General features: G+C 72.1%; 20 protein-coding genes and 1 pseudogene. 15 read left to right on the top strand and 6 right to left on the bottom strand.

Annotated features, from left to right (window positions below; all coding sequences use genetic code 11):
* Window positions 1-41: 41 nt before the first annotated feature.
* Both ACFY2Q_RS22415 and ACFY2Q_RS22410 read right to left on the bottom strand, forming a co-directional pair.
* Entirely contained in the window at window positions 42-1,271 is a 1,230-nt protein-coding gene (locus ACFY2Q_RS22415; protein ID WP_387133269.1) for an SLC13 family permease, read from the bottom strand.
* A 173-nt stretch (window positions 1,272-1,444) separates the two neighbouring features.
* A complete protein-coding gene (locus tag ACFY2Q_RS22410) occupies window positions 1,445-2,890 on the bottom strand; it encodes an LVIVD repeat-containing protein (protein WP_387133268.1) in 1,446 nt (481 codons plus the stop codon).
* Between the two features lie 138 nt (window positions 2,891-3,028).
* On the opposite strand from ACFY2Q_RS22410, the gene ACFY2Q_RS22405 reads away from it, so the two are divergent.
* Genes ACFY2Q_RS22405 through ACFY2Q_RS22395 form a run of 3 tightly spaced genes read left to right on the top strand, consistent with a single transcriptional unit; the run spans window position 3,029 to window position 5,039 of the window.
* The gene (locus tag ACFY2Q_RS22405) at window positions 3,029-3,730 is read left to right on the top strand and encodes a DUF305 domain-containing protein (RefSeq protein ID WP_387133267.1); all 702 of its coding nucleotides are present in this window, start codon (window positions 3,029-3,031) and stop codon (window positions 3,728-3,730) included.
* Between the two features lie 41 nt (window positions 3,731-3,771).
* Window positions 3,772-4,533 carry a sensor histidine kinase gene (locus ACFY2Q_RS22400; protein ID WP_387133266.1) on the top strand — a complete coding sequence of 254 codons (762 nt, stop codon included), beginning with the start codon at window positions 3,772-3,774 and terminating at the stop codon, window positions 4,531-4,533.
* On the top strand, window positions 4,455-5,039 hold the full coding sequence (locus tag ACFY2Q_RS22395) for an FtsX-like permease family protein (RefSeq protein ID WP_387133264.1): 585 nt from the start codon (window positions 4,455-4,457) through the stop codon (window positions 5,037-5,039). The genes ACFY2Q_RS22400 and ACFY2Q_RS22395 overlap by 79 nt, the downstream gene beginning before the upstream one ends.
* Before the next feature lie 119 nt (window positions 5,040-5,158).
* Here the strand turns inward: ACFY2Q_RS22395 and ACFY2Q_RS22390 are convergent, their stop codons facing one another.
* Window positions 5,159-6,421, bottom strand: coding sequence for a nucleotide sugar dehydrogenase (locus ACFY2Q_RS22390; RefSeq protein ID WP_387133263.1), 1,263 nt, complete (start codon window positions 6,419-6,421; stop codon window positions 5,159-5,161).
* A gap of 98 nt (window positions 6,422-6,519) precedes the next feature.
* Window positions 6,520-7,881 (bottom strand): protein kinase, encoded by a 1,362-nt coding sequence (locus tag ACFY2Q_RS22385; RefSeq protein ID WP_387133262.1) that lies wholly within the window; start codon window positions 7,879-7,881, stop codon window positions 6,520-6,522.
* A 516-nt stretch (window positions 7,882-8,397) separates the two neighbouring features.
* Here ACFY2Q_RS22385 and ACFY2Q_RS22380 point away from each other — a divergent pair.
* From ACFY2Q_RS22380 to ACFY2Q_RS22345, 8 genes and pseudogenes are all read left to right on the top strand, one after another.
* Window positions 8,398-8,941 (top strand): annotated as a pseudogene (locus ACFY2Q_RS22380) (RNA polymerase sigma factor); the annotation flags it as partial.
* Window positions 8,942-9,190: 249 nt separating this feature from the next.
* On the top strand, window positions 9,191-10,057 hold the full coding sequence (locus ACFY2Q_RS22375) for a hypothetical protein (RefSeq protein WP_387133261.1): 867 nt from the start codon (window positions 9,191-9,193) through the stop codon (window positions 10,055-10,057).
* Window positions 10,058-10,209: 152 nt separating this feature from the next.
* A complete protein-coding gene (egtA, locus tag ACFY2Q_RS22370) occupies window positions 10,210-11,445 on the top strand; it encodes an ergothioneine biosynthesis glutamate--cysteine ligase EgtA (RefSeq protein WP_387133465.1) in 1,236 nt (411 codons plus the stop codon).
* 56 nt (window positions 11,446-11,501) lie between these two features.
* Window positions 11,502-12,839, top strand: a complete 1,338-nt coding sequence (egtB, locus tag ACFY2Q_RS22365) for an ergothioneine biosynthesis protein EgtB (RefSeq protein ID WP_387133260.1) — start codon at window positions 11,502-11,504, stop codon at window positions 12,837-12,839.
* A 28-nt stretch (window positions 12,840-12,867) separates the two neighbouring features.
* A complete protein-coding gene (egtC, locus tag ACFY2Q_RS22360) occupies window positions 12,868-13,614 on the top strand; it encodes an ergothioneine biosynthesis protein EgtC (protein ID WP_387133259.1) in 747 nt (248 codons plus the stop codon).
* A 45-nt stretch (window positions 13,615-13,659) separates the two neighbouring features.
* Window positions 13,660-14,625: an L-histidine N(alpha)-methyltransferase gene (gene egtD, locus ACFY2Q_RS22355; protein WP_387133258.1), complete on the top strand. Its 966-nt coding sequence runs from the start codon at window positions 13,660-13,662 to the stop codon at window positions 14,623-14,625.
* 214 nt (window positions 14,626-14,839) lie between these two features.
* Complete coding sequence (locus ACFY2Q_RS22350) at window positions 14,840-15,427, top strand: TMEM165/GDT1 family protein (RefSeq protein ID WP_387133257.1); 588 nt, start codon at window positions 14,840-14,842, stop codon at window positions 15,425-15,427.
* Between the two features lie 39 nt (window positions 15,428-15,466).
* Complete coding sequence (locus tag ACFY2Q_RS22345) at window positions 15,467-15,829, top strand: DUF1622 domain-containing protein (protein WP_387133256.1); 363 nt, start codon at window positions 15,467-15,469, stop codon at window positions 15,827-15,829.
* Between the two features lie 87 nt (window positions 15,830-15,916).
* Here the strand turns inward: ACFY2Q_RS22345 and nhaA are convergent, their stop codons facing one another.
* Entirely contained in the window at window positions 15,917-17,275 is a 1,359-nt protein-coding gene (gene nhaA / locus ACFY2Q_RS22340) for a Na+/H+ antiporter NhaA (protein ID WP_387133254.1), read from the bottom strand.
* A gap of 395 nt (window positions 17,276-17,670) precedes the next feature.
* Here nhaA and ACFY2Q_RS22335 point away from each other — a divergent pair, with 395 nt between their 5' ends.
* The gene (locus ACFY2Q_RS22335) at window positions 17,671-19,134 is read left to right on the top strand and encodes a polysaccharide biosynthesis tyrosine autokinase (RefSeq protein WP_387133252.1); all 1,464 of its coding nucleotides are present in this window, start codon (window positions 17,671-17,673) and stop codon (window positions 19,132-19,134) included.
* Here the strand turns inward: ACFY2Q_RS22335 and ACFY2Q_RS22330 are convergent.
* Window positions 19,115-19,669 (bottom strand): low molecular weight phosphatase family protein, encoded by a 555-nt coding sequence (locus ACFY2Q_RS22330; RefSeq protein ID WP_387133251.1) that lies wholly within the window; start codon window positions 19,667-19,669, stop codon window positions 19,115-19,117. The two genes, ACFY2Q_RS22335 and ACFY2Q_RS22330, sit on opposite strands and share 20 nt — an antisense overlap.
* A gap of 168 nt (window positions 19,670-19,837) precedes the next feature.
* Between ACFY2Q_RS22330 and ACFY2Q_RS22325 the strand changes: the two genes are divergently transcribed.
* The 3 genes from ACFY2Q_RS22325 to ACFY2Q_RS22315 all read left to right on the top strand — a co-directional run bounded on the left by ACFY2Q_RS22325 (window position 19,838) and on the right by ACFY2Q_RS22315 (window position 23,611).
* A complete protein-coding gene (locus ACFY2Q_RS22325; RefSeq protein WP_387133249.1) occupies window positions 19,838-21,094 on the top strand; it encodes a glycosyltransferase family 4 protein in 1,257 nt (418 codons plus the stop codon).
* An 89-nt stretch (window positions 21,095-21,183) separates the two neighbouring features.
* Window positions 21,184-22,968 (top strand): DUF4012 domain-containing protein, encoded by a 1,785-nt coding sequence (locus tag ACFY2Q_RS22320; RefSeq protein WP_387133247.1) that lies wholly within the window; start codon window positions 21,184-21,186, stop codon window positions 22,966-22,968.
* Between the two features lie 13 nt (window positions 22,969-22,981).
* The gene (locus ACFY2Q_RS22315; RefSeq protein ID WP_387133245.1) at window positions 22,982-23,611 is read left to right on the top strand and encodes a hypothetical protein; all 630 of its coding nucleotides are present in this window, start codon (window positions 22,982-22,984) and stop codon (window positions 23,609-23,611) included.
* Window positions 23,612-24,537: the final 926 nt, after the last annotated feature.

Raw genomic sequence — 24,537 nt, 5'->3', positions numbered from 1 at the left:
TCTTCCCACGTGGTGCGGGGCGCCCGGGCGGGCGCCTCAGCTCAGCTCACCAGCAGCGCGCCGACCGCGGCGAACGTGCCGGTGACGGCCAGCAGCGCGCTGGTCAGCACGAACCGGCGCATCGGCACTGTCACCCCGGCCGCCCGGCACCGCTCGAACCAGAGCAGTGTGGCAAGCGACGCCCAGGGTGCCGCCAGCGGCCCGATGTTGGTGCCGATCAGCAGGGCCAGCAGGCGGGTCTCGTCGCCTGCCGGAAGCACCGACTCGCCGGCCAGGTACGCCGGCAGGTTGTTGACCGCGTTGGCCAGCAGCGCCCCGGTGCCTCCGGCACGCAGCGCCCCGGCCGCTCCGCCGTCGGTGCCGAGCAGCCGGGCGACAAGGTCGTCCAGCCCGTAGCGGCCGAGGGTCTGCACCACCAGGAACAGGCCGGTGACGAGCAGCAGCAGGCGTACGGGCACCAGGGCGGGACGAAGCGTGGCGGGGGAGCGGACGAGGAATCCGACAAGCACGAGCGCGAGCGCGACTGTGGAGGCGACGCCGATCTCCACGCCGGCGAGGATGCCGGCCACGAACAGCAGGCAGCCCGCGAGGGCGGTGCGGTACAGCACCGGGTCGGCGGGTACGTGCCGCTCGGGCGGATCGAAGCGCCCGCCCGCTGGCCGTTCCCGCCGCCACCAGGCGTACCAGAGCAGCGTCATGGTGACCGCCACGGCGGCGGCCTGCGGTAGCGCCATCCGCGCCGCGTACGCCAGCGGGGGTAGCCCCACCCGGTCGGCGGCCAGCATGTTTGTCAGGTTGGACACCGGCAGCAGCAGGCTGGCGGTGTTGGCCAGCCAGACCGTGGTGACCGCGAGCGGGCCGGCCGGGACGCGCAGGCTGCGGGCCAGCGGGAGCAACACCGGGGTGAGCAGCACGGCCGTGGTGTCCAGGTTGAGCACGATTGTGGTCAGCGCGGCCAGGCCGCCGCAGAGCAGGAACAGCGCCGCCCAGCTGCCCCGGGCGGCGCCGGCCAGCCGGCTGGCCAGCACGTCGAAGACCCCGGCCACGGCGGTCAACTCGGCGAGCACGATCACGGTGCCGAGGAACAGCAGCAGCGGCAGAATCCGGTGCAGGGTGTCGGCGGTCTCGGCGCGGGGCAGCAACCCGCCGAGTGCGCAGGCCGCGCCCGCCACGGCCAGGACGACCGCAACCAGGTCGAGAGGATGGGGACGCCAGCGCCGGGTCGGCTCGGGTGGGGAGGGCGGTGCGTCGGCGACGGCGACAGGCTTCACGGCTGATCACGCTCGCATCACCCCCGGCGCGCCGCCCGGGCTGGCCCCCTCGTGGTGACCAGTCCCACCAGCGCGGGTGCCGCAGACCCGGCGAGCTGACCCCCGTACCCCTGGAACGTGGCCGGGCCCGGCCCCCGGAATTCGGGGACCGGGCCCAGCGTCGTGCGCGGTGCCTACCAGCCCAGGTAGCTGGGCTGGGTCTGCACGTTGAGCTCCTTGTACTTGACCAGCTTGGCCGTCCAGGTGCGCCAGTCGTTCAGCTCCAGGACGTCCAGGCCCTTCACCATGTCGTTGGAGTAGATGTATCCGTTGTAGTAGTACGCGGACCAGGTGCCACCGCCGACGAGCGTGTCGGCCGAGAGCGGGCCCCGCTCCCAGAACGCGATCTCCTTCGGCTTGGCCGAGTCGGTGAAGTCCCAGACCGAGATGCCGCCCTGGTACCACGCCTGGACCATGATGTCCCGCCCGAGCACCGGGATCAGCGAGCCGTTGTGCGCCACGCAGTTCTCGGTGTCGGCGTTGTTGCGGGGGATCTTGTAGTAGCTGCGGAACTTCATCTTCCGGGCGTCACCGCGACCGGTGATGTCGTAGATGGCGTCCGCGCCCCGGTTGGGGCCGATGGCCTCGTTGCAGGTCGCCGCGCCGCCGCCGCCCAGCTCGTCGGTGAAGATCACCTTGGTGCCGGAGTTGTTGAACGTGGCCGAGTGCCAGAACGCGAAGTTGGTCGTGTCCTGCACTCGGTTGATCACCCGGGGGGCCTCCCGGTTGCGGATGTCCAGCAGGATGCCGTCACCCATGCAGGCGCCGGCGGCCAGGTCCTTCTCCGGGTAGGCGGTGATGTCGTGGCAGCCGGTGGTCGCCGAGCCGTTCTCGCTGCCCGGGAAACCGCCGTCCGGGAAGAGGTTCGGCGTCGAGATGACCGCCGCGTCGGTGGGCTTCTTCAGCGGCACCTTGACGATGGAGATGGAGTCGTGCGGCGGCTGGCAGTCAGGGAACTCGGCCCGCGGGCTGTACGACGAGACGTACAGGTAGATGGCCTTGCGGTCCTTGCCCGGCACCAGCGTGTGGGTGTGCGATCCGCAGGCCGTCTCGACGGACTTGATGTAGCGCGGGTTGGCCTTGTTCTTGATGTCGAAGATCTTGATGCCCTCCCACGACTCCTTGATGTTCGCTCCCTGCGCGGTGCTGTTGCAGGAGTCGTCGCTGCGGGACGAGTCGGTGGAGAGGAAGAGCAGGTCACCATGGACGGAGATGTCGTTCTGCGACCCCGGGCAGAGCACCCGCGCCGTGACCTTCGGCGCGCTGGGCCGCGAGATGTCGTAGATGACGAAGCCGTTGTAGTTGCCGGCGAAGGCGTACTTGCCCTGGAAGGCGATGTCGCTGTTTGTCGCGTCCAGGGGTGCGACCTTGGGGACGTTGGCGATCTGGCGGAGGTTGGGGCTGCTCCTGATCTCGTCGACGCCGGGGATCGTGTTGGTGGCGGCGGCCGCCGGGGCTGCCTGCGACACGACCTGCGCGCTGCTTGCCGGTGCGGTGAGGACGCTGGCGACGAGGAGGCCGGTGGCGGCGAGTGCCACGATCCGGATTTGTCGTAACCGTGGCTTGTGGAGTCTGATCATCGGCGAGGCCCTTCGCAAGGGGGAGACGATGGGTGGCACATTACCGCCGGACGAAGAGTGTCGATGTGACCCGGGTCACATCCCGTCCTCTTCGTCAATGGATAACATCGCCAGGACCTCGACCCCCAGGGAGTGGCCATGACCAGTCGGCGCGCACGGATCCTCGCGATCGTCACACTGGTGCTCCTGTTGCCGCTCGTGGCGTTCATCGTGGTCCGCGCGGGGGACGACTCCGGCACGCGCGCCGCGCAGCCGGTCTCCGCGCCCACCACTGCCGCGCCGACGGTCAGTCCCGTCCCCACCGACCTGACGGTTATCGCACCCGGCCGCCCGGGAGAGCCGGCGGCCACCCGGCCGGCCCACGAGGTCCGCGACGCCAGCCCCGCCCCGCACAACTCGTTGGACGTCTGGTTCGTCCGGATGATGCTCCCGCACCACGCGCAGGCCCTGGAGATGGCGGAGTTGGCGCCGGAGCGGGCCGCCAACCCGGCCATCCGGGCCCTCGCCGACCGGATCCGGGCCAGCCAGGGCCCGGAGATGGGCATGCTGCGCGGCTGGCTGCAGACCCGTGGCCTCGCGGCTGATGCCCCTGGCCACGACCACGGCACGATGCGCGGAATGCAGTCACCGGAGGCGATCAAGCAACTGGCCGCCGCCCGCGGCGCCGATTTCGACACACTCTTCGTCCGGATGATGACCGACCACCACGAGGGTGCCATCCAGATGGCCACCGACCTGCTGAAGGTCGGCTCCGACCTGACGCTCAACGAGTTCGCCAACTCGGTCGCCACCGAGCAGGCCGTCGAGATCCACCGCATGCGCCAGGCCCTCGCCGGCTGAGCGAGAAGGCCCGACCACCCTGCCGCGTACGCTGGGTGACCGTGAGTCGCACGATGTTCGGTCGCCCGCTGCGCGGCGTCGCCTTCGACGTGGCCGTCTCGGCCGCCGTGGTGCTCTTCGGGGTTGCCGCGGTGGCCAATCAGCCGGGCGGCTGGGCCGCGGCCGGCGTCGGCGTGGCGATGGCGGTGGCGCTGCTGTGGCGCCGCACCCATCCGAGCGCGGTGGCCGTGGTGGTGGCGGCGCTCGCACTGGTCCAGGTGATTGCCGGGTGGGGCCCGCTCGCCTTCGACATCGCCGTCCTCATCGCGCTCTACAGCGTGGTGAAGTACGGCAGACGCCTGCGCGACGGCATCCTGGCCGGCGCGGTTGCCGCCGTGGGTGTGCTGCTCGCCGCGGCGCAGACCCCCAGCGGCATCAGCTGGTGGGGTGTCGGGCTGTGGTACGCGCTCGTCACCGGAGCGGTGTGGCTCGTCGCGCTCAACGTACGGACCCGCCGGCTGTACGTGCTCAGCCTGGAAGAACGCGCCACCACCCTCGAACGCGAGCGGGAGGCCGAGTCCCGGGCGGCGGTCGCCGAGGAGCGCACCCGGATCGCCCGCGAGCTGCACGACGTGGTGGCGCACAGCATGGCGGTGATGATCGTCCAGGCCGACGGGGCGCGGTTCATGCTCGACCGCGACCCCGAGCAGGCCCGCACCGCCGTGAAGGTGGTCGCGTCATCGACATGGTCGACGCCGACTTCGCGGCCCTCTTTCCCGACGAGCGGGGCTTCCTGGCCGAGATCGACCCCGCCGAGGGGGTGAGCGCCGAACGCGCCACCGAGGCGATCGAGGCGGTGCTGGCCAGCTACCCGACCGCCAACCTGCTCGACCAGGGCGCGTACAAGAAGATGCTCACCGGCACTGTCGACATGCTGCTGGCGTTCATCACCGCACTGCTCGGCCTCGCCGTGGTCATCGCCCTGGTGGGCGTCGCGAACACGCTGAGCCTGTCGGTGGTGGAGCGCACCCGGGAGAACGGGGTGCTGCGGGCGGTCGGGCTGAACCGCAACCGGATGCGCGCCATGCTCGCCGTGGAGGCGGTGCTGATGGCGCTGGTCGGCGCGGTGCTCGGCGTCGGGCTGGGCACCGCGGTCAGCGCGGCGGCGATGGCCGTGCTGGCCCGCCTCGGCGGTGAATTCCACGTGGTGCTGCCGCTGCGCCAGCTCGGGGTGATCCTCGGTGTCGCGGTGGTGGCCGCGCTGCTCGCATCGGTGCTGCCGGCCCGCCGGGCGCTGTCCCGGCCCGTCGTGGAGGCGCTGGCCGAGTAACGCCCCCTGGGCGGCTCGCCGCGCCGGACGGCTCGGCGGTCCGCCGGGCCGTGGGGTTCGACATCCGCCGGCCGGCCCCGCCGTATTCCCCGCGGCGGGACCGGCCAGCGGTGCCGGGTCTAGAGGCGCTCGACCATCGGGCCGACGCACCGGTTGCGGGTGTCGAAGACGTAGCGGGCGTGCTCGACCACCAGGTCGTAGTCGAAGGTGTCGTGGTCGGTGACCACCACCACCGCGTCCGCAGCCGTTATCTCCCGCTCGGTCAACCCGACGACAGTCACCCCGGCCGGGATCTGGTGCGCCTCGGCGTACGGTTCGACGGCGTGGACGTCGGCGCCGAGCCCCTGCAGGCGGCGGGCCACGTCCACGGCGGGGGAGTCCCGCATGTCCCCGGTGTTCTTCTTGTACGACAGGCCGAGCAGCAACAGCCGCGCGCCGCTCACCGCCCGGCCGTCCCGGTTCAGGCCCGCCATGATCCGTTGCGTGACGTGCTCGGGCATCTCGTGGTTGACGTCGTTTGCCAGCTCGATGAACCGGAACTGCCGGCCGAGGCGGCGCTTGACCTGCCACGACAGGTAGCACGGGTCGATCGGCAGGCAGTGCCCACCGACGCCGGGGCCGGGGCGGAACGGCATGAAGCCGAACGGCTTGGTCTCGGCGGCCTCGATCGCCTGCCACACGTCGATGTCCAGGTGGTGCGAGAGCATCGTCAGCTCGTTGATCAGCGCGATGTTGACCTGGCGGAAGGTGTTCTCGATCAGCTTGGTCAACTCGGCGACCTTTGTGGAGTCCACCGGCACCGTGCGCTCCACCAGACGCTTGTAGAACCCGTCCACCCGGGCCAGCGACGCCGAGTCCACACCGGAGACCACCTTCGGGGTGTTCTCCAGACGCCAGGTCGGGTTGCCCGGGTCGATCCGCTCCGGGCTGTAGCCGAGGTGGAAGTCGCCGGGGCTGGTCAGCCCGCTTGCCGACTCCAGCAGCGGGCGCAGCAACTCCTCGGTGGTGCCCGGGTAGGTGGTCGACTCCAGGATGACGGTGCAGCCCGGCCGCACGTACGGGCCGATGCCGACGCCGGCCTGCTCGACGAAGCTCAGGTCGGGGGTGCCGTCGCGCAGCGGCGTCGGCACGGTGATGACGCAGATGTCGAAGCCCTCGGCGTCGGTGTACTCGATGCTGGGGCGGTATCGGCCGCTGCCCAACGCCCGGCCCAGCCGATCGGTGGGGATGTCCTCGACGAACGACTCGCCGGACGCGAGCCGCTTCACGCGGTCGGCGTCCACGTCGAGGCCGATCACGTCGAGCCCGGCCTCGACGGCGCGCATCGCCAACGGCAGTCCGACATACCCCTGGCCGATCACGACAAGCTTCTCAGCGCTCACGCAGGCTCCCGCAGCAGACAGTGGAAATGACCTGCGAAGAGCCTAGAGAGGATTTCGGCGCCGTAAGTCCGTTTTGGGGATACTGGTGCCTGTGGGGCTCAGGGGCCCACCGGAGGGTTTGCCGATGTTGGTGCCTCCGTGACGGGTGGCGACGGGTTGGTCGGGGGGGTTGGCGACGCGCTGGTGGCCGTCGGGGTTGGCGCCGTGCTGGTGTCCGGCGTCGGCGCCGAGCTGGTCGCCGGCTCGCTGGGCTGCGCGCTCGGCGTGGCGGTGACCGGGGCCGACGGGGTGCGGTTCGGGACGGACGGCCGGTTCGGGCGGCCCGTGCCCTCGGTGATCTCCTCGTTGGCCGCCGGCACCTCCATCTGCTGGGTCGGCGCCTGCGTCGGCGGGGTGGTCGGCAGGTTGACCGCCGGCGAGTCGCCGACGTTGCCCGCCGCGCCCAACGCCGCCCCGAGGCCCACCAGCGCGACAAGCACCGCCCCGGCCGCACCGACCAACGGACCCCGACGACGGCGACGCCCAATCTCTGCCGCGGTCGCCACCGCCGCGCCCATCGGCGCGTCGGTGCGGGCGCCCGGCCCGGCCTCGCGCAGCGGGACCGCCGCCGCCATCGCCGTCGGCGGCTCGCCACCGGTCACCGCGGTGCGGGCGGCCTCGGCCATCGCCGAGCCACTGGTGAACCGGTCGGACGGATCCTTCGCCAGGGCCCGCGACACCAGCGCGCGGACCGCCTCCGGGATGTCGTGCGGCAACTCCGGCGGCTCGTCGTCCAGGTGGCGGACGGCGACCTGGAGAGGGTTGTCACCGGTGAACGGCGGGCCGCCGGTGAGGCAGCAGTAGGCGACCGCGCCGAGCGCGTAGATGTCGGTGGCGCCGCTGACCGGGCGCCCGGCGGCCTGCTCGGGTGCCATGTAGAGGGCGGTGCCCGGCACCGCGTTGGTGCTGGTGATGCTCGTCACGTTCGTGGAACGGGCGACGCCGAAATCGACCAGGACGACAGTGCCGTCTTCCTGGACCAGCAGGTTGCTGGGCTTGACGTCGCGGTGCACGATGCCGCCCCGGTGCGCCGCGCTCAGAGCGTGAGCCGCCTGGGCCACGATCGACATCGTCTCGGCCACGTCCAGTCGGCCGGCCGCCTCGATCCGCTTGGACAACGGCTCACCGTCGACGAACTCCATGACGAGGTAGTCCGCCCGACCGCCGGCGGGCAGGTCGTCCTCGCCGACGTCGTACACCTGCACGATGCCGGGGTGCCGCAGCGCCGCCATGATCCGCGCCTCGGCGCGGAACCGAGCGATGAAATCCGGGTCGGAGACCAGCGCCGGCAGCAGGACCTTGACCGCGACCTGCCGGCCGAGGACCAGGTCGGTGGCACGCCAGACGTCACCCATGCCGCCAGTGGCGACACGGACGTCCAGGCGGTACCGCCCGCTGAGCACAACCTCCGGTGACAACACAGCATTACCGTACCCAGAGTGGCGCGCGACGGCGCGCCGTGGCTGACCGGCCAGACGGCCGTAGTCGGCACCCCATCCGGCCTGACCTGTGCGGACGGGCCCTCTGTGTAACGCGATGACGACACCGCGTGACGAAAGCTGTCACGGCTGCGCGTACCCCACGCGCAATCACCACCGACCGCCGTCACCAGCGCGCGAAGCGTTCGCCGCTGGTCGCCCGTTACGCCGGCACACCGCCCTGCCGGCTTGAGAATTGTCACTCATCCGTGACACAGTGCCGACTTGTCACCCCGGTGGTCGGCTCCTACCGTTAGCCCGGCTCGGGCCGCCCCGGCGGGCAGCGCGTCGAGTGCTGACCACCATGTCGCTGGCCCTGACACTCTGCCCGGCCGACCCGAAGGCGGGCGGGATCGGATTCGGCGGGAGGGCGGTGCGGGTGCGGGAGTTGGTCGGGCCGCCGGTTCGCGCCCTACGGAGGGCACGGCAGATCGGTCCCGGACGACCCGTGAGCCGCGGATGACCGTCGAGTTGTCCCAAACCGTCGCCGCCGCTCAGGCCGGGGACGAGGACGCTTTCCGCTTCCTCTACCGCAGCCTCCAGCCGGGCCTCCTGCGCTACCTGACCGCCCTGGTCGGTCCGGATGCCGAGGACGTCGCCTCGGAGACCTGGTTGCAGATCTCCCGCGATCTGCCCAGCTTCACCGGCGGCGAGTTCCGTGCCTGGACGGTCACCATCGCCCGCAACCGCGCGATGGACCACCTGCGTCGGCTGCGCCGCCGACCGTCGCTGCCGGTTCCGGTGCAGGCGCTCACCGAGCTGGCAGGCGACGCGGACACCGCCGAGCGGGCGGGCGAGACGATCGGCACCGAGGCCGCCCTGGCGCTGATCGCCACCCTGCCGCCCCGCGAGGCCGAAGCGGTCCTGTTGCGGGCCGTGATCGGGCTGGACGCCGAGTCCGCCGGTCGGGTGCTGGGTCGCCGCGCCGGCGCCGTCCGGACCGCCGCCCACCGTGGCCTGCGACGGCTCGCCGCAGTGCTGGACCGCCAGGCGGCCGTGCCGTCGCCGGGTCCCGAAGCCCAGCCGGGCGCAGACGTCCTGCCGGGCGCAGACGTCCCGCCGGTTGCTGACGCCCCGCCGTGTCCCGGCGACGACGCCACGTCCCCGTTGCCCGGCGCGGACGACACGCGCGTCATCCCGTTGCTCGACGCGATCCGGACGGTCGGCGCCGAGGGTGTCGCACCACGGGCCGGTCGCTCCCGCCAGGCGTCGCGGGCCGAGCAGGCGGACGGCTGACATGAGGGGATTCCGGGTGAACCCGTACCGGCCGGACCGGCGTGCCGGCCGCGCCGAGACCGAACGGCGGCTCGACGCGGCCCGCGCCGAAGCGACAGCCGACCCGGGCAGGGCTGGCGACCTTGCCATGCCCGCCCACCCTCGCGTAGCCGTCGACCCGCCGGCAGCCGTCGACTCGGAGGCCGTGTCGGGGCTACCCGGCGCGTCCGCGACCGACCCGGTGGCCCGACTGCTCGCCGCCGCCGCCGCACCGGCCCAACCCGGGGAGTTGGCCGGCGAGAAGGCGGCACTTGCCGCCTTCCGGGCCGCCCGGGCCTTGGCCGCCGCGCCTGCCGTTGCCCGCCGACCGCGTCGCCGCCGACTGACCACCGGCGCGCTGGCCTGGATCGGCGCGCTGGCGGTCACCGCCACGGCAGGCGCCGCGTTCGCCGCCGGCGGCCTGAACCTGGCGCCGGATCCGGAGCCGCCGACACCCACAAGCGCGCCGCGCACCCCCGGTGGCACCGAGGCGACCTCGCCCGCCGCGCCGAGCCGGTCGGCACCGTCGACCACGCCGTCCGGCACGCCGTCGGCCCCCGCCACACCGCCGGCCGGGGCGGCACCGAACGGCCAGTTGCACGGGCTGTGTCGCGCCTGGCAGGCCAAGAAGCCCGCGCAGCGGGACAGGGCCCTGCGGACGCCGGCCTTCCAACGGCTGGTGCAGGCCGCCGGCGGGGCAGGTGAGATCGAGGCGTACTGCCAGCGGCTTGTGCCCGACGCGAAGCCCGGCGCGGCGACGCCAGCGCCCTCGGCGGAGCCGTCCAAGGAGCCGTCCAAGCCGAACCCGCCTGGATCGGCGAAGGTCACGCCGTCGCAGCCGGCGGGGCGGCCCGCCCCGCGCTGAGCGGTGCGCGGTGCCGTTCGTTCCGCCCTGCGGGGGGAAATTCGTCTGTTAGACAGGGGTTGGTGGCGCCGTCGACGCCCCGACGGTGTCGGAGGGTGGGTTTACGGTGGCACATTGTCTCGGACGTGGCGCACGGAGAGGAGGCACCACTGGTGGTGACATCGCCCGAGCTGGATCGCAGCGCGATTCTGCGTGAGTCCGCTGCCGCAGGCCGGCACCTCGCCCGGATCTGCTTCAAGACCGGTCCACCAACACACACGGGTGTCGAACTGGAATGGACCGTGCACGACGCCGACGATCCCGCTCGGCCCGTCGACCTGGGGCGCCTGCGGGCGGCGCTGGGCCGACACAGCCCCGTCACGCTGGACGCCACGAGCCCCGCCGAGCCGCTGCGACACGGCGGCACGGTGACCCTGGAGCCGGGCGGGCAGCTGGAGATCTCCACCCCGCCGCGTTCCTCGACCGCCGCGCTGATCCAGGCCACCGAGGCCGACATCGCTCAGGTCACCGGCCTGTTGGCAGCCGCCGGTCTGATTCTCGGTCGCAGCGGCATCGACCCACACCGTAGGCCTCGCCCGGTGCTGGAAACTCCCCGCTACCGCGCCATGCGCGGCGCCTTCGACAGGCGTGGTCCGGCCGGCCGGACGATGATGTACAGCACCGCCGGCCTACAGGTCTGTCTCGACGCGGGGGAGCCCGACCAGGTGGCGGCGCGCTGGGCGGCGGCCCACGCGGTGGGGCCGCCGCTGCTCGCGGCGTTCGCCTCGGCCGACCGGCACGCGGGGCGGCGCACCGGTTGGGCCTCCGCCCGGATGGCCGCCTGGTTGGCCATCGACCCGGCCCGCACCCGCCCGGTCTGGGCGCCGGGCTGCGCCGACGAGGACCCGTCGGCCACCTGGATCCGGTACGTCCTCGCGGCTCCGCTGCTCTGCCTCCGTCGCCAGAGCTCCGACTGGGCTCCGCCGCCCGGCGTGACGTTCGCCGACTGGCTCGACGGGGCGCTGCCCGACCCGCCGACCACCGACGACCTCGACTATCACGTCAGCACACTCTTTCCGCCGGTGCGCCCGCGCGGCTACCTGGAGTTGCGGTATCTGGACGCCCAACCCGGCCGGGACTGGCGCCTTCCGCTGGCGGTGCTGAGCGCGCTGTTCGCCGACCCCGGCACGGTGGGGGCGGCCTACCTGATCGGCGCTCCGGTGGCGCACCGATGGTCGACGGCGGCCCGGCGCGGCCTGGCCGACCCCGAGTTGGCCGCCACCGCTGCGGCGCTGCTCGACCTGGCCCTGACCGCACTGCCCCGGCTGGAGCTGCCGGCCGGAATCCACGACGAGATCGATCGAGGCATACGGCGGCGGTTGGCCGCCACAAAGAGGGGAGACCGGTGACCGCGAGGAGTGAGCCGGGGTTGCGAGCCCTGCAGTCGGGAACGAGGGATGTAGCGGTGACCGCGAGCACGACTCCACGCGCCGACGGTGAGCAGTTGCGTGGCCGGATCGCGGCGGAGTTGGCTCGTGCCCGCTCGCGTACGGCCCTGTTGACCGAGGTGGTCGACGACGCCGACCTGATGCGTCAGCACTCGCCGCTGATGTCGCCGCTGGTCTGGGACCTGGCGCATGTCGGCAACCAGGAGGAGTTGTGGCTGGTCCGCGATGTCGGTGGCCGGGAGCCGGTCCGGTGCGACATCGACGAGTTGTACGACGCGTTCAAGCAACCTCGCCGTGATCGCCCGGCGCTGCCACTGCTGCCTCCCGCGGAGGCGCGTGCCTATCTGGGCACTGTTCGCGACAAGGTGCACGACCTGCTCGACGCGGTGAGCTTCACGGACCGGCCGCTTGTCGCCGACGGGTTCGCCTTCGGCATGATCGTCCAGCACGAGCAGCAGCACGACGAGACGATGCTCGCCACCCACCAGTTGCGTTCGGGGCCGGCGGTGCTGCACGCCCCACCGCCGCCCGAGCCGACCGCCCGCGTCGGTGGGGAGGTGCTGGTGCCGGCCGGTGAGTTCGTCATGGGCACCGACGCCGACCCGTGGGCGCTGGACAACGAGCGTCCGGCGCACCGCGTCGACCTGCCCGCGTACGCCATCGACGCGTCGCCGGTCACGAACGGCGATTATCAGGCCTTCATCGCGGACGGCGGCTACTCCGACCAGCGCTGGTGGAGTGCCGCCGGGTGGGCGCATCGGGTTCGGGAGCAGCTCGTCGCGCCGATGCACTGGCGTCGTGACGGCGACGGTTGGGCGTACCAGCGCTTCGGCCGGTGGGATCGGGTCCGCGCCGACGAGCCGGTGGTGCACGTGTGCTGGTACGAGGCGGAGGCGTACGCGACCTGGGCCGGTAAGCGTCTGCCGACGGAGGCGGAGTGGGAGAAGGCCGCACGGTGGGATCCGGCGACCGGGCGGTCTCGGCGCTACCCGTGGGGTGACGACGACCCGACCGAGGTGCACGCCAACCTCGACCAGCGCCATCTGCGGCCGGCGCCGGTGGGCGCGTACCCGGCTGGCGCCTCGCCGCTGGGCGTGCACCAGCTCATCGGCGACGTCTGGGAGTGGACGTCGAGCACGTTCACCGGTCATCCGGGTTTCACCGCGTTCCCGTACCGGGAGTATTCGGAGGTTTTCTTCGGCGACGACTACCGGGTGCTGCGTGGTGGCTCGTTCGGCACCGACAGGTCCGCCTGCCGGGGCACCTTCCGTAACTGGGACTATCCGATTCGCCGGCAGATCTTCAGCGGTTTCCGGTGTGCCCGCGACGCCGGCCCGGACGAGTCGGGCCGGTGAGTGGTCGCCGGGCGGGTGGGGCGCGCTGATGTGTCGTCACCTGGCCTATCTGGGCCCGCCGGTCTCGCTGGCCGAGCTGTTGTTCGACCCGGAGCACTCGCTGGTGCGGCAGTCGTGGGCGCCGCGCGACATGCGTGGCGGCGGCACGATCAACGCCGACGGGTTCGGCGTCGGCTGGTACCCGGGCGACGGTGATCCGGTGCGGTACAGGCGTGCCCAGCCGATCTGGAGTGACCCGACGATCGCGGAGCTGGCGGCGGTGACCCGCGCCGGTGCGGTGCTGGCCGCGGTCCGTTCGGCGACCGTCGGTATGGCGGTGCTCGACGGCGCCGCCGCGCCGTTCGCCGAGGGCCGGTGGCTGTTCAGCCACAACGGTGTGGTCCGGGGTTGGCCGGACGCCGTGGTGCCGCTCGCCGCCGGGCTGCCGGTGCGGGACCTGCTGACCCTGGACGCCGCCACTGACTCGGCGCTGCTGTGGGCGCTGGTCCGGCATCGGTTGCGCGCCGGTGACGACCCGGCGGAGGCGGTCGCGCAGACGGTGGCCGACGTGGCCGCGGCGGCTCCGGGGTCGCGGTTGAACCTGCTGCTCACCGATGGGCGGCGGGTGGTGGCGAGCGTGTCCGGGCACGCGCTGTCGGTGCGTGCGCAGCCGGGTGCGGTGCTGCTCGCCTCCGAGCCACACGACGACGACCCGGGGTGGCGGTCGGTGCCGCAGGGGCAGCTGGTCACCGCCACGGTGGACGAGGTGCGGGTACGCCCGCTGCCGACCCGGTGAGCCGGGCGGCCGGGCACGTGTTGACTGAGCAGAGAGGCAGGACCGATGACCGCTGAGCCGTTGGAGATCTACCTTGAGCAGCAGGATCTGGAGCATGGTCTGCGCGAGGACGTCCGGGCCGGGCTGACCGCCGAGCCGAAGTGGCTGCCGCCGAAGTGGTTCTACGACTCCCGGGGCAGCGAGTTGTTCGAGGAGATCACCAGGTTGCCCGAGTATTACCCGACCCGGGCCGAGCGGGTGGTGCTGGCCGAGCACGCCGACGACGTCGCGACTCTGACCGGCGCCAAGACCCTGATCGAGCTTGGTTCGGGCTCGTCGGAGAAGACCCGTCTGCTGTTGGACGCGTTCACCCGCCAGGGTGGGCTGGGCACGTTCGTCCCGCTCGACGTGTCGGTAAGCGCGCTGGCGGGATCGACCGCGCAGATCGCCGCCGACTATCCGAGCCTGCGGGTCCGGGGCATCGTCGGTGACTTCACCCGGCAGCTCGACCGGCTGCCCACGGGCGGCCGGCGGCTCGTGGTGTTTCTCGGCGGGACCATCGGCAATCTGCTGCCGGGCGAGCGGGCCGAGTTCCTTGCCGGGATGCGCGCGGCGTTGGAGGTCGGCGACTGGCTGCTGCTCGGCACCGACCTGGTGAAGGACCCGGCGGTGATCGTGCCCGCGTACGACGACGCGGCCGGGGTGACCGCCGAGTTCAACCGCAACGTCCTGCACGTGATCAACCGGGAGTTGGGCGCCGACTTCGACCCGGAGGCGTTCGCGCACGTCGCGCGCTGGGATCCGAGCCGCGAGTGGATCGAGATGCGGTTGCGGGCGACGCGGCCGATGCGGGTCCGGGTGCTGGACCTGACCGTGGAGTTCGCTGAGGGGGAGGAGTTGCGCACCGAGGTGTCGGCGAAGTTCCGCCCGGAGGGGATCGCCGCCGAGCTGGCCGTGGCGGGCTTCGCCGCTGCGGAGTTCTGGACCGACCCGCAGGGGCTGTTCGGGGTGACCCTTGCCCGTGCCCGCTGAGCCCGTTCACCCGTCTCGTCGTGGCCGTTGGTGATCGGCTAGGCTTGTCGCGCGAAGGGGAGTAGCCCCCAATGTCGTGGTCGACATACTGGTGCGTTTCGCATCCGGCCACGCGGCCTCGGTTTCCGAGGCGGGCGAGACCTTCGACTCAGGCTGTTGCAGCCGGGTCGAGGGCGCCCCTGTTCCTCCTCCCGGTGTGATCGGGAAGGATGTCATGGAGGGTTTCCTCGTCGCGCTCGTGGTGAGCTTCGGCGTCATCTTCGTCGCCGAGCTGGGGGACAAGTCCCAGCTGATGGCGCTTACCTTCGCCACGCGCTTCAAGACGATGCCCGTGCTGATCGGCATCACCATCGCCACGGCGGTGGTGCACCTGGCGTCGGTCGCCATCGGTTCGGGTCTGGGCGCTGTGCTCCCCACTGAGTGGATCTCCCTGGTGGCCGGTGTGGCGTTCCTCGGCTTCGGCGCGTGGACGCTGCGCGGTGACAAGCTCACCGAGGAGGAGAAGCGTAAGGCCGAGAAGACCAGCAAGAAGGCCATCGTGGCGGTGTCGGTGGCGTTCTTCCTGGCCGAGTTGGGCGACAAGACGATGCTCGCGACGATCACCCTGGCCACCCAGTACGGCTGGTTCGGCACCTGGCTGGGCTCCACGATCGGCATGGTGGCCGCGGACGCGCTGGCCATCCTCGTCGGCCGGATGCTCGGTCGCCGGCTGCCCGAGAAGACAATCAAGTACGGCGCGGCGGTGCTCTTCGCCATCTCGGGTCTCTGGCTGATCCTGGAGGCGGTGAACGACCTGACCTGAGCATCGACTATCCGCCCCGGCGGCGGGTAACGGCTCCGGGTGGAGCCGGCGGAGCTGCTACGCCAGGGCTACGAGGTGTTGGTCGCCGGGGTGGAGGTCGCCGGAGCCCTGGTGATCTTCGTGGGTGCGTTCTGGGCGGCGGTGCGGTTCGTGGTCGAAGGGCTGCGACACCGCACCGCCGCCGTCTTCACTCCGATCCGGCTCTCCCTGGGCCGGTTTCTGACCCTCGGCCTGGAGTTCCAACTGGCGGCGGACGTGCTGCGCACGGCGGTGTCGCCGTCGTTCACCCAGATCGGTCAGTTGGCGGCGATCGCCACGATCCGGACGGCGCTCAACTACTTCCTGGGTCGGGAGATCCGTCAGGAGCAGCGGCAGGTGGCCGACGGGCAGCGTGTGCAGTGATCGGCGTACGTGTCGACGTGGTGACCGCCGTCGCGCTGCTGGCCGGTGCGGGGGATGACCACCACATCGGCGTCCACGCGGCGGCGGTCAGCTCCGGCCCGGTTCCTGGAAGACGTCGGGCACGCCGTCGCCGTCGGCGTCCAGCTGTTCCCGCTCGGCCACCCTCCGGTACGCGGCGTTGCGCCGGACCAGCACGACGGCGGCCAGGACGGCGGAGATCACCGAACCGGCGAGCACTGCCGCCTTGACCCGGTCGTCGGCGGTGCTGCCGGCGCCGAAGGCCAGGTCGCCGATGAGCAGCGAGACGGTGAACCCGACGCCGGCCAGCAGCGCGATGCCGAGCAGGTCGGGCCAGGTGATGTCCTCGTCGAGTTCGGCGCGGGTGAACCGGGCCAGCAGGTAGGTCGAGCCGAAGATGCCGATGCTCTTGCCGAGCACGAGGCCGGCGACGATGGCGATCACCACGGGTTCGGTCAGCAGGGCGCCCAGGTCGGTGCCGCGCAGCGTCACGCCGGCGGCGAACAGGGCGAAGATCGGCACGGCGACGCCGGCCGAGACAGGCCTCCACAGGTGTTCCAGGCGCGCGGCGATCCCGCCGTGCCCGCCGTCGTCGCCTGCTGGGGCGCTGCCCGCGCGTCGGCGGGCCAGGACCGGCACGGTGAAGCCGAGCAGGACGCCGGCCACCGTGGCGTGCACCCCGGAGGCGTGGACCAGGGCCCAGGTGGCCAGCGCGAGGGGGATGAGCGCCCACCACCAGGTACGTCCGCGCTGCACCAGCCACGCGAAGAGCGCGATCGGCGCGAGCGCGGCGAGCAGTGGCAGCGGGTGGAAGTCTGCGGTGTAGAAGATGGCGATGATGGTGATCGCGAACAGGTCGTCGACCACGGCGAGGGTGAGCAGGAATGCGCGCAGGCCCTGGGGCAGGTGTGAGCTGACCACCGCGAGGACGGCCAGCGCGAACGCGATGTCGGTGGCGGTGGGAATCGCCCAGCCGCGTAGCCCGTCACCGCCCGCCGTCAGGATGACCGCCACGTAGATCAGCGCGGGCAGCGCCATTCCGCCGAGGGCCGCGACCACCGGCAGCGCCGCGCGTCGCGGGTCCCGCAGGTCACCGGCGACGAACTCGCGCTTGAGTTCCAGGCCGACCACGAAGAAGAAGATGGCCAGCAGGCCGTCGGCGGTCCAGGCGGCGAGTGTCAGGTCGAGGTGTAGGCGTTCGCCGCCGGGCCAGGGCACCCAGTTCGACAGCCGGGTGTACGACGCCGCCCACGGGGAGTTCGCCCAGACGAGCGCGAGTACGGCCCCGACCAGCAGCAGCGCGCCGCCGACGGTTTCGGTGCGGAGCACGTCGGCCAGGTGTCGGGCCTCGGGCCAGGACGATCGCGTCAGGATCCGGGGGCGCGGACGGTCGGACGGCCGCTCGGGCGGCGGAGTGCGGTCGGGCATCTGGCGGGTTCACCTCGGGGCATCGGGACAGCAGGGGACCAATCGCCGACCAGGCTTCCCGGCACACCGGGATCGAGCCTATCCGGGCTGGCGGGGGACGCCGAGCGCGGGGCATCTGCGTTGACCGGTGTCGATCCAAGGCTCGGGCGGTTTCCGGCGCTCGGCGCGATGCGTTCGGTTGCCGTCAGATCGGCTGTGGACTTTTCCGCGCTGTCACCGATGCCGAATGGCCGTCTGCCGGGTTGGTCATGCGAGCGCACCCAGCGCCGCCGAAAGTACGTAACTCCGGACATAAGGCGTATGAGCGGCTTTAATGGTTTCACGAGTTAACAAACGACCTTGGGGGTTTTCGTGAAGTTCTTTGGCGTAACCGGACCGGCACGGAGGCGCACCTGATGGACCTGCTCCGCCAATTGCGCCACGTGCGTCGGCACTGGTGGGTCGTACTGGTCACCCTCATGGTGGCCCTGGGCGTCTCGGCGTTCCTGACCGTACGGGCCCAGCCCCGGTACGTCGCCTCGGTGACCTTCTTCGTCACCACTCCCAACTCGGGCGTCACCGACGCCTACCAGGGTGGTCTCTTCCTGCAGCAGCGCGTCAAGTCGTACGCCGACCTGCTGACCAGTGACCGCCTGGCGCAGAGCGTGGTGGCCGAGACCCCCGTCGGGCTCACCGCGGACGAGGTGCAGCGTCGGGTGAGCACCTCCACCGAGACCGGCACGGTCCTGCTGCGCGCGTCGGTCACCGACACCGACCAGACCCGCGCGCTGCGGGTCACCGAGACCCTCGCCGCCAAGTTCGTCGACCTCGTGCAGAAGGTCGAGACGACGCCCGAGGGTAAGGCGCCGATCAAGATAGAGGTGGTCAGCGGCCCCCGGGTCAGCGCCAGCCCCGTGTCGCCGCAGCCGGTGCGCAACCTCGTCCTCGGTGGACTGCTCGGTCTGGTGCTCGGCGTCGGCTTGGCGATCCTGCGCGGCGTCGCCGACATCCGGTTGCGGGACGCCGCAGGTCTGCAACGCGCCACCGGCAGCCCGCTGCTCGGCGAGATCCCGTTCGAGAGCACCGCCCGCACCGCCCCGCTCATCGTCGGCGAGGCCGCCACCTCGGCTCGCGCCGAGGCGGTCCGCAAGCTGCGTACCAACCTGCGGTTCGTGGACGTGCACGAGCCGGCCCGGGTCATCGCCGTGACAAGCGCGTTGCAGGGGGAGGGTAAGACCACGCTCTCCTGCAACCTGGCGATCGCCCTAGCCGAGGCGGGCTGGCGGGTGCTGCTCGTCGACGCCGACCTGCGCCGCCCGAAGGTCGACGAGTACCTGGGCCTGGACGCCGGTGTCGGCCTCACCGACGTGCTTGTCGGTGACGTGCTTGTCGGTGACGTCGTGCAGCGCTGGGGCGACAAGTCGCTCCTCGTCCTGCCCAGCGGCTCCGCCCCGCCGAACCCGAGCGAACTGCTCGGCTCCAAGGCGATGGCGGACCTGCTGCTCGCCCTGCGCGAGTCGGCCGACATCGTGATCATCGACACCGCGCCGCTGCTCGCGGTGACCGACGGTGTCGTGGTGGCCGTCCAGGCCGACGGCGCGCTGCTTGTCAGCCAGCAGGGCCGGACCTCGCGGGCCCAGGTCGCCGCGGCGGCCCGCTCGCTGCACTCGGTGTCGGTGCGGCTGCTCGGCTGCGTGCTGAACATGGCCAAGGTGGCCAAGGCCGAGGCGTACCAGTACGAGGCCTACCGGGTGGTCGCGTCCACGGTCAAGCCGCCGTCGGTGCCGGCCGACCGGGCCACGTCCGCCCGGCACAGCGAGGACGCCGGAGTCAACGGCGTCAGCGACCGCACCCAGGAACTCACCCGGTTGCCCCGATGAGCGCGGCGAGGGGTCGTAGCGAACGTTCGATCTCCTCAGCGCAGCGTCGGAAGTCGGCGGCGGTACCGCCGATCGGGTCCCGCAGGTCGTCGGCGTCCGGGGCGGCCGGTTGCAGCCGCCCCCGGGCGTTGGCGGCGGCGACGATCGCGGCCCGCAGCGGGTCGCCGGGCGTCTCGGCGGGGGTCTCGGCCGCCGCCGCCAGCCGGCCGAACTGCCGCAGTGTGAACGTGCGGTGCAGCGCGCCGGGCGCCAGCGCCGTGCAGACGGAGCGCTGCCGGCGGGTCGCGGTCAGCACGAGCGTCGCGTCGGCCAGGTGCTCGGCGCGCAGCGTCCGACTGGCGAACACCGTCGGGTCGGCGCCGCACTCGGCGGCGATCTCCAGGGCGTACGGATGCATGGACATGCCGTCCATCGCGTCGGTGCCGGCGCTGGACACCAGCACCGGCCGGTCGGCCAGCAGCCGGCGGGCCAGGTACTCGGCCATCGGTGAGCGGCACAGGTTGGCGTGGCAGACGAACAGCACGTGGTCGGCCATCGGTAGCCCTCTCGTCGGTGCGGACACGGGCCGCCGCACCGCGGGGGCGGTGCGTCGACGCCGGTGGCCGCGCGGGGAGGGGTTGGTGGCATCGTACGCGGGCCGGATGCCCGCTCGGCGCGGTGCCGCGCCGACCGGCGTCGATCCGGGACCGACGGCGGTGGCACGGTGAGGATCGGCATCCTGTCCTACCACTTCCCGCCCGAGCCGGCCTTCATCCCGGGCAGCCTCGCCGAGGAGCTGGCCGCGCGGGGTCACGAGGTCCGGGTGCTCACCGGCTTTCCGGACTACCCGGGGGGTCACGTCTATCCGGGCTGGCGGCAGCGCTGGCACCACGAGACGCACAGTCAACGGCTGTCGGTCCGTCGGGTGCCGCGATACTCCGCCGGCGGCGGCTCGACGGGCGCGCGGATGGCCAGCTATCTCTCCTTCGCCGGCAGCGCCTCGCTGGCCGCGCGCCGGTTCCTGGGCGACGTGGACGTGCTCTACGTCTTCCAGTTGCCGGCCACCACGTTCGCCGCCGCCGCCGTGCTGCGACTGCTGCCGAAGGTGCCGGCGGTGCTGCACGTGCAGGACGTCTGGGCGCGCGACGGCGCCGACGAGGCGGGCGACCGCCGCTGGTCGCCGCGGATGGGCACCGCGATGACCCGGATCTACCGGGCCGCCGCGCGGGTCGCGGTGACCGCGCCCTCGATGCGGGATCTGGTGGTCAGCGCCGGCGCCGACCCGGCCCGGGTCCGACTGGTGCTGAACTGGACCGACGAGCGGATCTTCCACCCGGCGTCACCCGGCGCGGCGGCCCGCCAACTGGTCCGCCGCGACGACCGCTGCGTGGTCATGCACGCCGGCACCATCGGCGCCCGCCAGGGCCTGGAGACGGCGGTACGGGCCGCTGCGGCGTTGGACCGCACGATGGACCTCGTCCTTGTCGGTTCGGGCGCGGACGAGCGGCGGGTGCGGGGGCTCGCCGCCGAGCTGAGCGCGGAGAACGTCCGCTTCCTGGAGCGGCGGTCCCCGGTCGACATGCCCGAGTTGTACGCGGCCGCCGACTACCAACTGGTCATGCTGCGCGACCTGCCGGAGCTTCGCGGCATGGTGCCCGCCAAGCTGCAGGCCGCGCTCTCCTGCGCCGTGCCGGTGGTCGCCTCGGCCGGTGGCGACACCGCCGAGATTGTCGAACGTGCGCGAGCCGGGCTGTCCTGCCCGCCGGAGGACTGGGCGGCGCTGGCCGACCGGTTCTGGCTGGCCGCCACCATCCCGCCGCCGACGCGCGTCGACATGGGTCGCCGGGGCCGGGAGGCGTACCTGCGGGAGATGTCCCTGTCGGCCGGGGTGGATCGGATCGAGCACCTGCTGCACGAGGCGGCCGGCCGCGTTCCGCAGCCTGCGGAAGGGCCGCGAGAAACCTCGCGTAACAGACCGTAAATGCCAAAACGGTACGAGATCCCTCACGGCATGTTAAGAACGTCAGGGAATCAGACCGACTGTCCGATTCCACGAAACGGAGTGCGGTTGTGACGGAGAGCGAACGGCCAGGTCGACGGCGGAGCCGATCCCGGCGGCGCCGCCGCGCGCGCCTGCGCCGGGCTCTGCTCGCTGCGCTTGTGGTCGGCTCGCTGCTGCTGGTCAGCGGCGGGTGGGTCGGCTTCCGTGGCTGGCAGGCGCGTACCCACCTGCTCAACGCCGCCGGCCTCGCGCGGGAGTTGAGCGCGCAGGTGGTGGGCGGGGACACCGACCGCGGCCTGCGCACCCTGGCCGCCCTGCAGGAGCAGGCCGGCGCCGCTCGCGCCGCCACGGCCGACCCGAGCTGGCGCGTCGGACGCCGTACCCCGTTCGCCGGCGACGACCTCGACGCGGTCCGGCGGATCGCCGTCGCCATCGACGACCTGGCCCGGCAGGCGTTCCCCACCCTGCTGCGCGCCGACCTGGCCAGCCTGGTGCCCTCCGGAGGTCGGTTGGACCTGGCGAAGCTCACAGCGGTCTCCGCCGAGCTGTCCCAGGCGGACGACGCCGTGCAGAGCACACGCCGTGACCTGGCCGCCGTGCCCGCCGACCGCCTGGTCAGCCAGATCCGGCGGGCGTTGACCGACCTGCGGGGCGAGATCGACCGGCTGGCCAGCCTCACCGCCGCCGCCGACCAGGGAGCCCGCCTGCTGCCGCCGCTGCTCGGCGCGAACGGCGCGCGGAAATACCTGCTCGTGTCGCAGAACCTGGCCGAGTTGCGCGCCACCGGCGGCATGTTCGGGGCGTACGCCGTGATCGAGGCTGACAAGGGTTCGGTCCGGATGGGCCGGCAGGGCAGCAGCTCGTCACTCACCCGGTTCATCCCGCCGCTGAAGCTGTCCGCCGAGACCCGGGCCCTCTGGACCGACCTGCCCGGCATGTACCCGGCCGACGTCAACCTGACCCCGCACTTCCCGACCGCGGCGGGCCTGTACCGGGAGATGTTCCGTCGTAGAACCGGCATCACTGTCGACGGCGTGCTCGCCGTGGACCCGGTGGTGCTCTCGTATCTGCTCAAGGCGACAGGCCCGGTCACGGTACCCGGCGGTGTGCCACTGGCCAGCGAAAAGGTCGTGCAGACCCTGCTCAATGAGAGCTACCAGCGGCTGGACGTGAAGCAACAGGACGAGTTCTTCGCCGCGTCCGCCGCTGCGGTGTTTGACGCTTTCTTCACGAAGAATGTCAACCCACGGGTGTTGTTGTCCGCATTTGACCGTGCTATCACCGAACGCCGGATATTGTTCTGGAGTGCCCGACCGGAAGAACAGCGGATGTTCGGCGACAGCCGGATGGCCGGGACGCTCCCGGAACAGGACACCGTGCCAACGGTCGGCGTCTTCCTCAACGACGGCAGCGGCGCGAAGCTCGGCTACTACCTGCGGCCGACGGCGAACCTGACGGTCGGCGAATGCCGGTCCGACGGCCGCCGCGAGCTCCGGCTGCGGGTCACCCTGCGCTCCACGGCACCGAAGTCAGGACTCAGCAAGTCCGTCCTCGGCCTCGGCATGGCTGGTGATCCGTACACCGCTCGCACGTTGGTGTCGGTCTTCAGCCCGGCGGGGGGCGCAGTGCTCGACGCCCGGCTCGACGGCTCGGAGACCGCGCTCGGCAGCGGCACCGAACGACGCCGCCAGGTCGCCACGGCCAACCTCGAGGTCGGCCCCGGCGCCGAGCAGACGTTGGAGATGACGGTCCTGACCGCCAAAACCAGCGTCGGACAGGCCGAGCTGTGGCTGACCCCGACAGCCAACCCATGGACCACCCAAGTTCATTCCGCACCACGATGTGACCAGTAGGAGGGAACCAATCATGCGGCTATCCCGCATCATCATGGCGCTCACGGTCGGTCTGGCCGTGGTGGCCGTGCCGACCGCAGCGGGGGCGGCACAGCCGCAGCCGACGCCGTCCGCGACCACGGACCCGCCCCAGCCGCCGCCGTACACGCCGCAGCTCGCGTCGCTGACAGTCAACCGGCCGACGATCTACCTCGGCGAGACGGTAGTGCTCACCGGCACCGGCTTCGGTCCGAACGAGACCGTCGACATCACCGTGACCGTCACCCCGCTGGCGGCCCCGGCCCCCGGCCAGGCGCCCGCCCGCCGCAGCGACGGCAGCATCGTGGCCATGGCCCCGGTCGCCTACCAGGCGAGCGCCCCGCTCACCGTCACGGCGCGCACCAACGGCCAGGGCCGCTTCACCAAGAGCTACCGGCCGTCGGTGACAGGTCAGCTGACCTTCACCGCCACCGGTCGGGAGTCCGCCCGTACCGACACCGCCGACCTGCGGGTGCTGCACAAGAAGCAGCCGCTGCCCGTCACCGGTGACAGCATCGGTACGCCCATGAAGCTCGGCGGCGGCCTCGTCGGCGCTGGCGCGATCATGCTGCTGCTGACCCTGGCCTGGCGTCGCCGCCAGCGCTTCGGTGGAGCCGCGCACTGATCCGCACCCCCAACCGGGCAGTGCCCGGATCGCACCTCAGGCTGGCGCCCGTCGGAGTCTTCCGACGGGCGCCAGCCTGCATTCGCCTCCGCTGGCCGGTTGACGGGATGGTTGCGGTTGGTCGGGGGGTGGTTGCGGTTTGTTCGGGGCTGGGGCTGGGGCTGGGGCTGGGGCCCGGCGTGCCCGGCTCTGGGCGGTCAGGCGTGATGATCCCTGCGCCGAGTACGGGCGGACGCCGCACCGCTCGTGCGGCGACGGGCAGGTGCCACGGCACGCCTTCGGCGGGTGGTCCGGTTTGGGGTGTCTGGGGGTTTTCGGCCGCGTGCGGCGGCTCTGCCTGCGACGTGCGGCGTGCGGCGGCTCTGCCTGCGACGTGCCGCTTGCGGCGGCTCTGCCTGCGGCGTGGCGGCGGCTCTGCCTTCCGGCGTCGGGGCGGCGTCCCGTGGGTGCGCGGGCCTGGGCGGGGTTGATCGACTCGATATCGGCGATGTCGGGGTGTCCCGGTGCCGTGGATACCGCGATATCGGCGATGTCGAGTGGATCATCGTCTGAGCGGCTGGTCTGACGGGGCTGGGGGATGCCGGTGTAGGCGAGATGTCGTCTGTGGGTGGTTTCTGGGTGTGGCCGGTGGCATCCTGGGGCCGGAATCGTGGCGGCCCCGGACGGGTTACATACCCTGACGATCGCAGCACCACCGGCCGCCGGCCCGCCCCAGGGTGGGTTGTAATGCCAGTCCCGGCCCGGTCGTTACATCCCCACGACCGAGCGCACTAGCTCGGCGGGCCTCCGGAATGACACCGGCCCGCGGGTCGTTACATCCCCAGGATCGACCGCGCCGGCTCGACAGGCCCGCCCCGGAATGACCCCGGCCCTCTGGTGGTTACATCCTCCACGACGGCCGCACCGGCTCGATGTGCGGATGGGCC

It is taken from the genome of Micromonospora sp. NPDC000316 (assembly GCF_042898885.1).
GTDB lineage: Bacteria > Actinomycetota > Actinomycetes > Mycobacteriales > Micromonosporaceae > Micromonospora.
This window is presented reverse-complemented; position numbering and strand designations above follow the sequence as displayed.

Excerpts from the sequence above, each read along its gene's own strand:
- ACFY2Q_RS22410 (WP_387133268.1), bottom strand. The coding sequence starts at position 2,890 with ATGATCAGACTCCACAAGCCACGGTTACGACAAATCCGGATCGTGGCA.
- ACFY2Q_RS22405 (WP_387133267.1), top strand. The coding sequence starts at position 3,029 with ATGACCAGTCGGCGCGCACGGATCCTCGCGATCGTCACACTGGTGCTC.
- ACFY2Q_RS22395 (WP_387133264.1), top strand. The coding sequence starts at position 4,455 with ATGGTCGACGCCGACTTCGCGGCCCTCTTTCCCGACGAGCGGGGCTTC.
- egtC (WP_387133259.1), top strand. The coding sequence starts at position 12,868 with ATGTGTCGTCACCTGGCCTATCTGGGCCCGCCGGTCTCGCTGGCCGAG.
- egtD (WP_387133258.1), top strand. The coding sequence starts at position 13,660 with ATGACCGCTGAGCCGTTGGAGATCTACCTTGAGCAGCAGGATCTGGAG.
- ACFY2Q_RS22350 (WP_387133257.1), top strand. The coding sequence starts at position 14,840 with ATGGAGGGTTTCCTCGTCGCGCTCGTGGTGAGCTTCGGCGTCATCTTC.
- nhaA (WP_387133254.1), bottom strand. The coding sequence starts at position 17,275 with ATGCCCGACCGCACTCCGCCGCCCGAGCGGCCGTCCGACCGTCCGCGC.
- ACFY2Q_RS22335 (WP_387133252.1), top strand. The coding sequence starts at position 17,671 with ATGGACCTGCTCCGCCAATTGCGCCACGTGCGTCGGCACTGGTGGGTC.
- ACFY2Q_RS22330 (WP_387133251.1), bottom strand. The coding sequence starts at position 19,669 with ATGGCCGACCACGTGCTGTTCGTCTGCCACGCCAACCTGTGCCGCTCA.
- ACFY2Q_RS22315 (WP_387133245.1), top strand. The coding sequence starts at position 22,982 with ATGCGGCTATCCCGCATCATCATGGCGCTCACGGTCGGTCTGGCCGTG.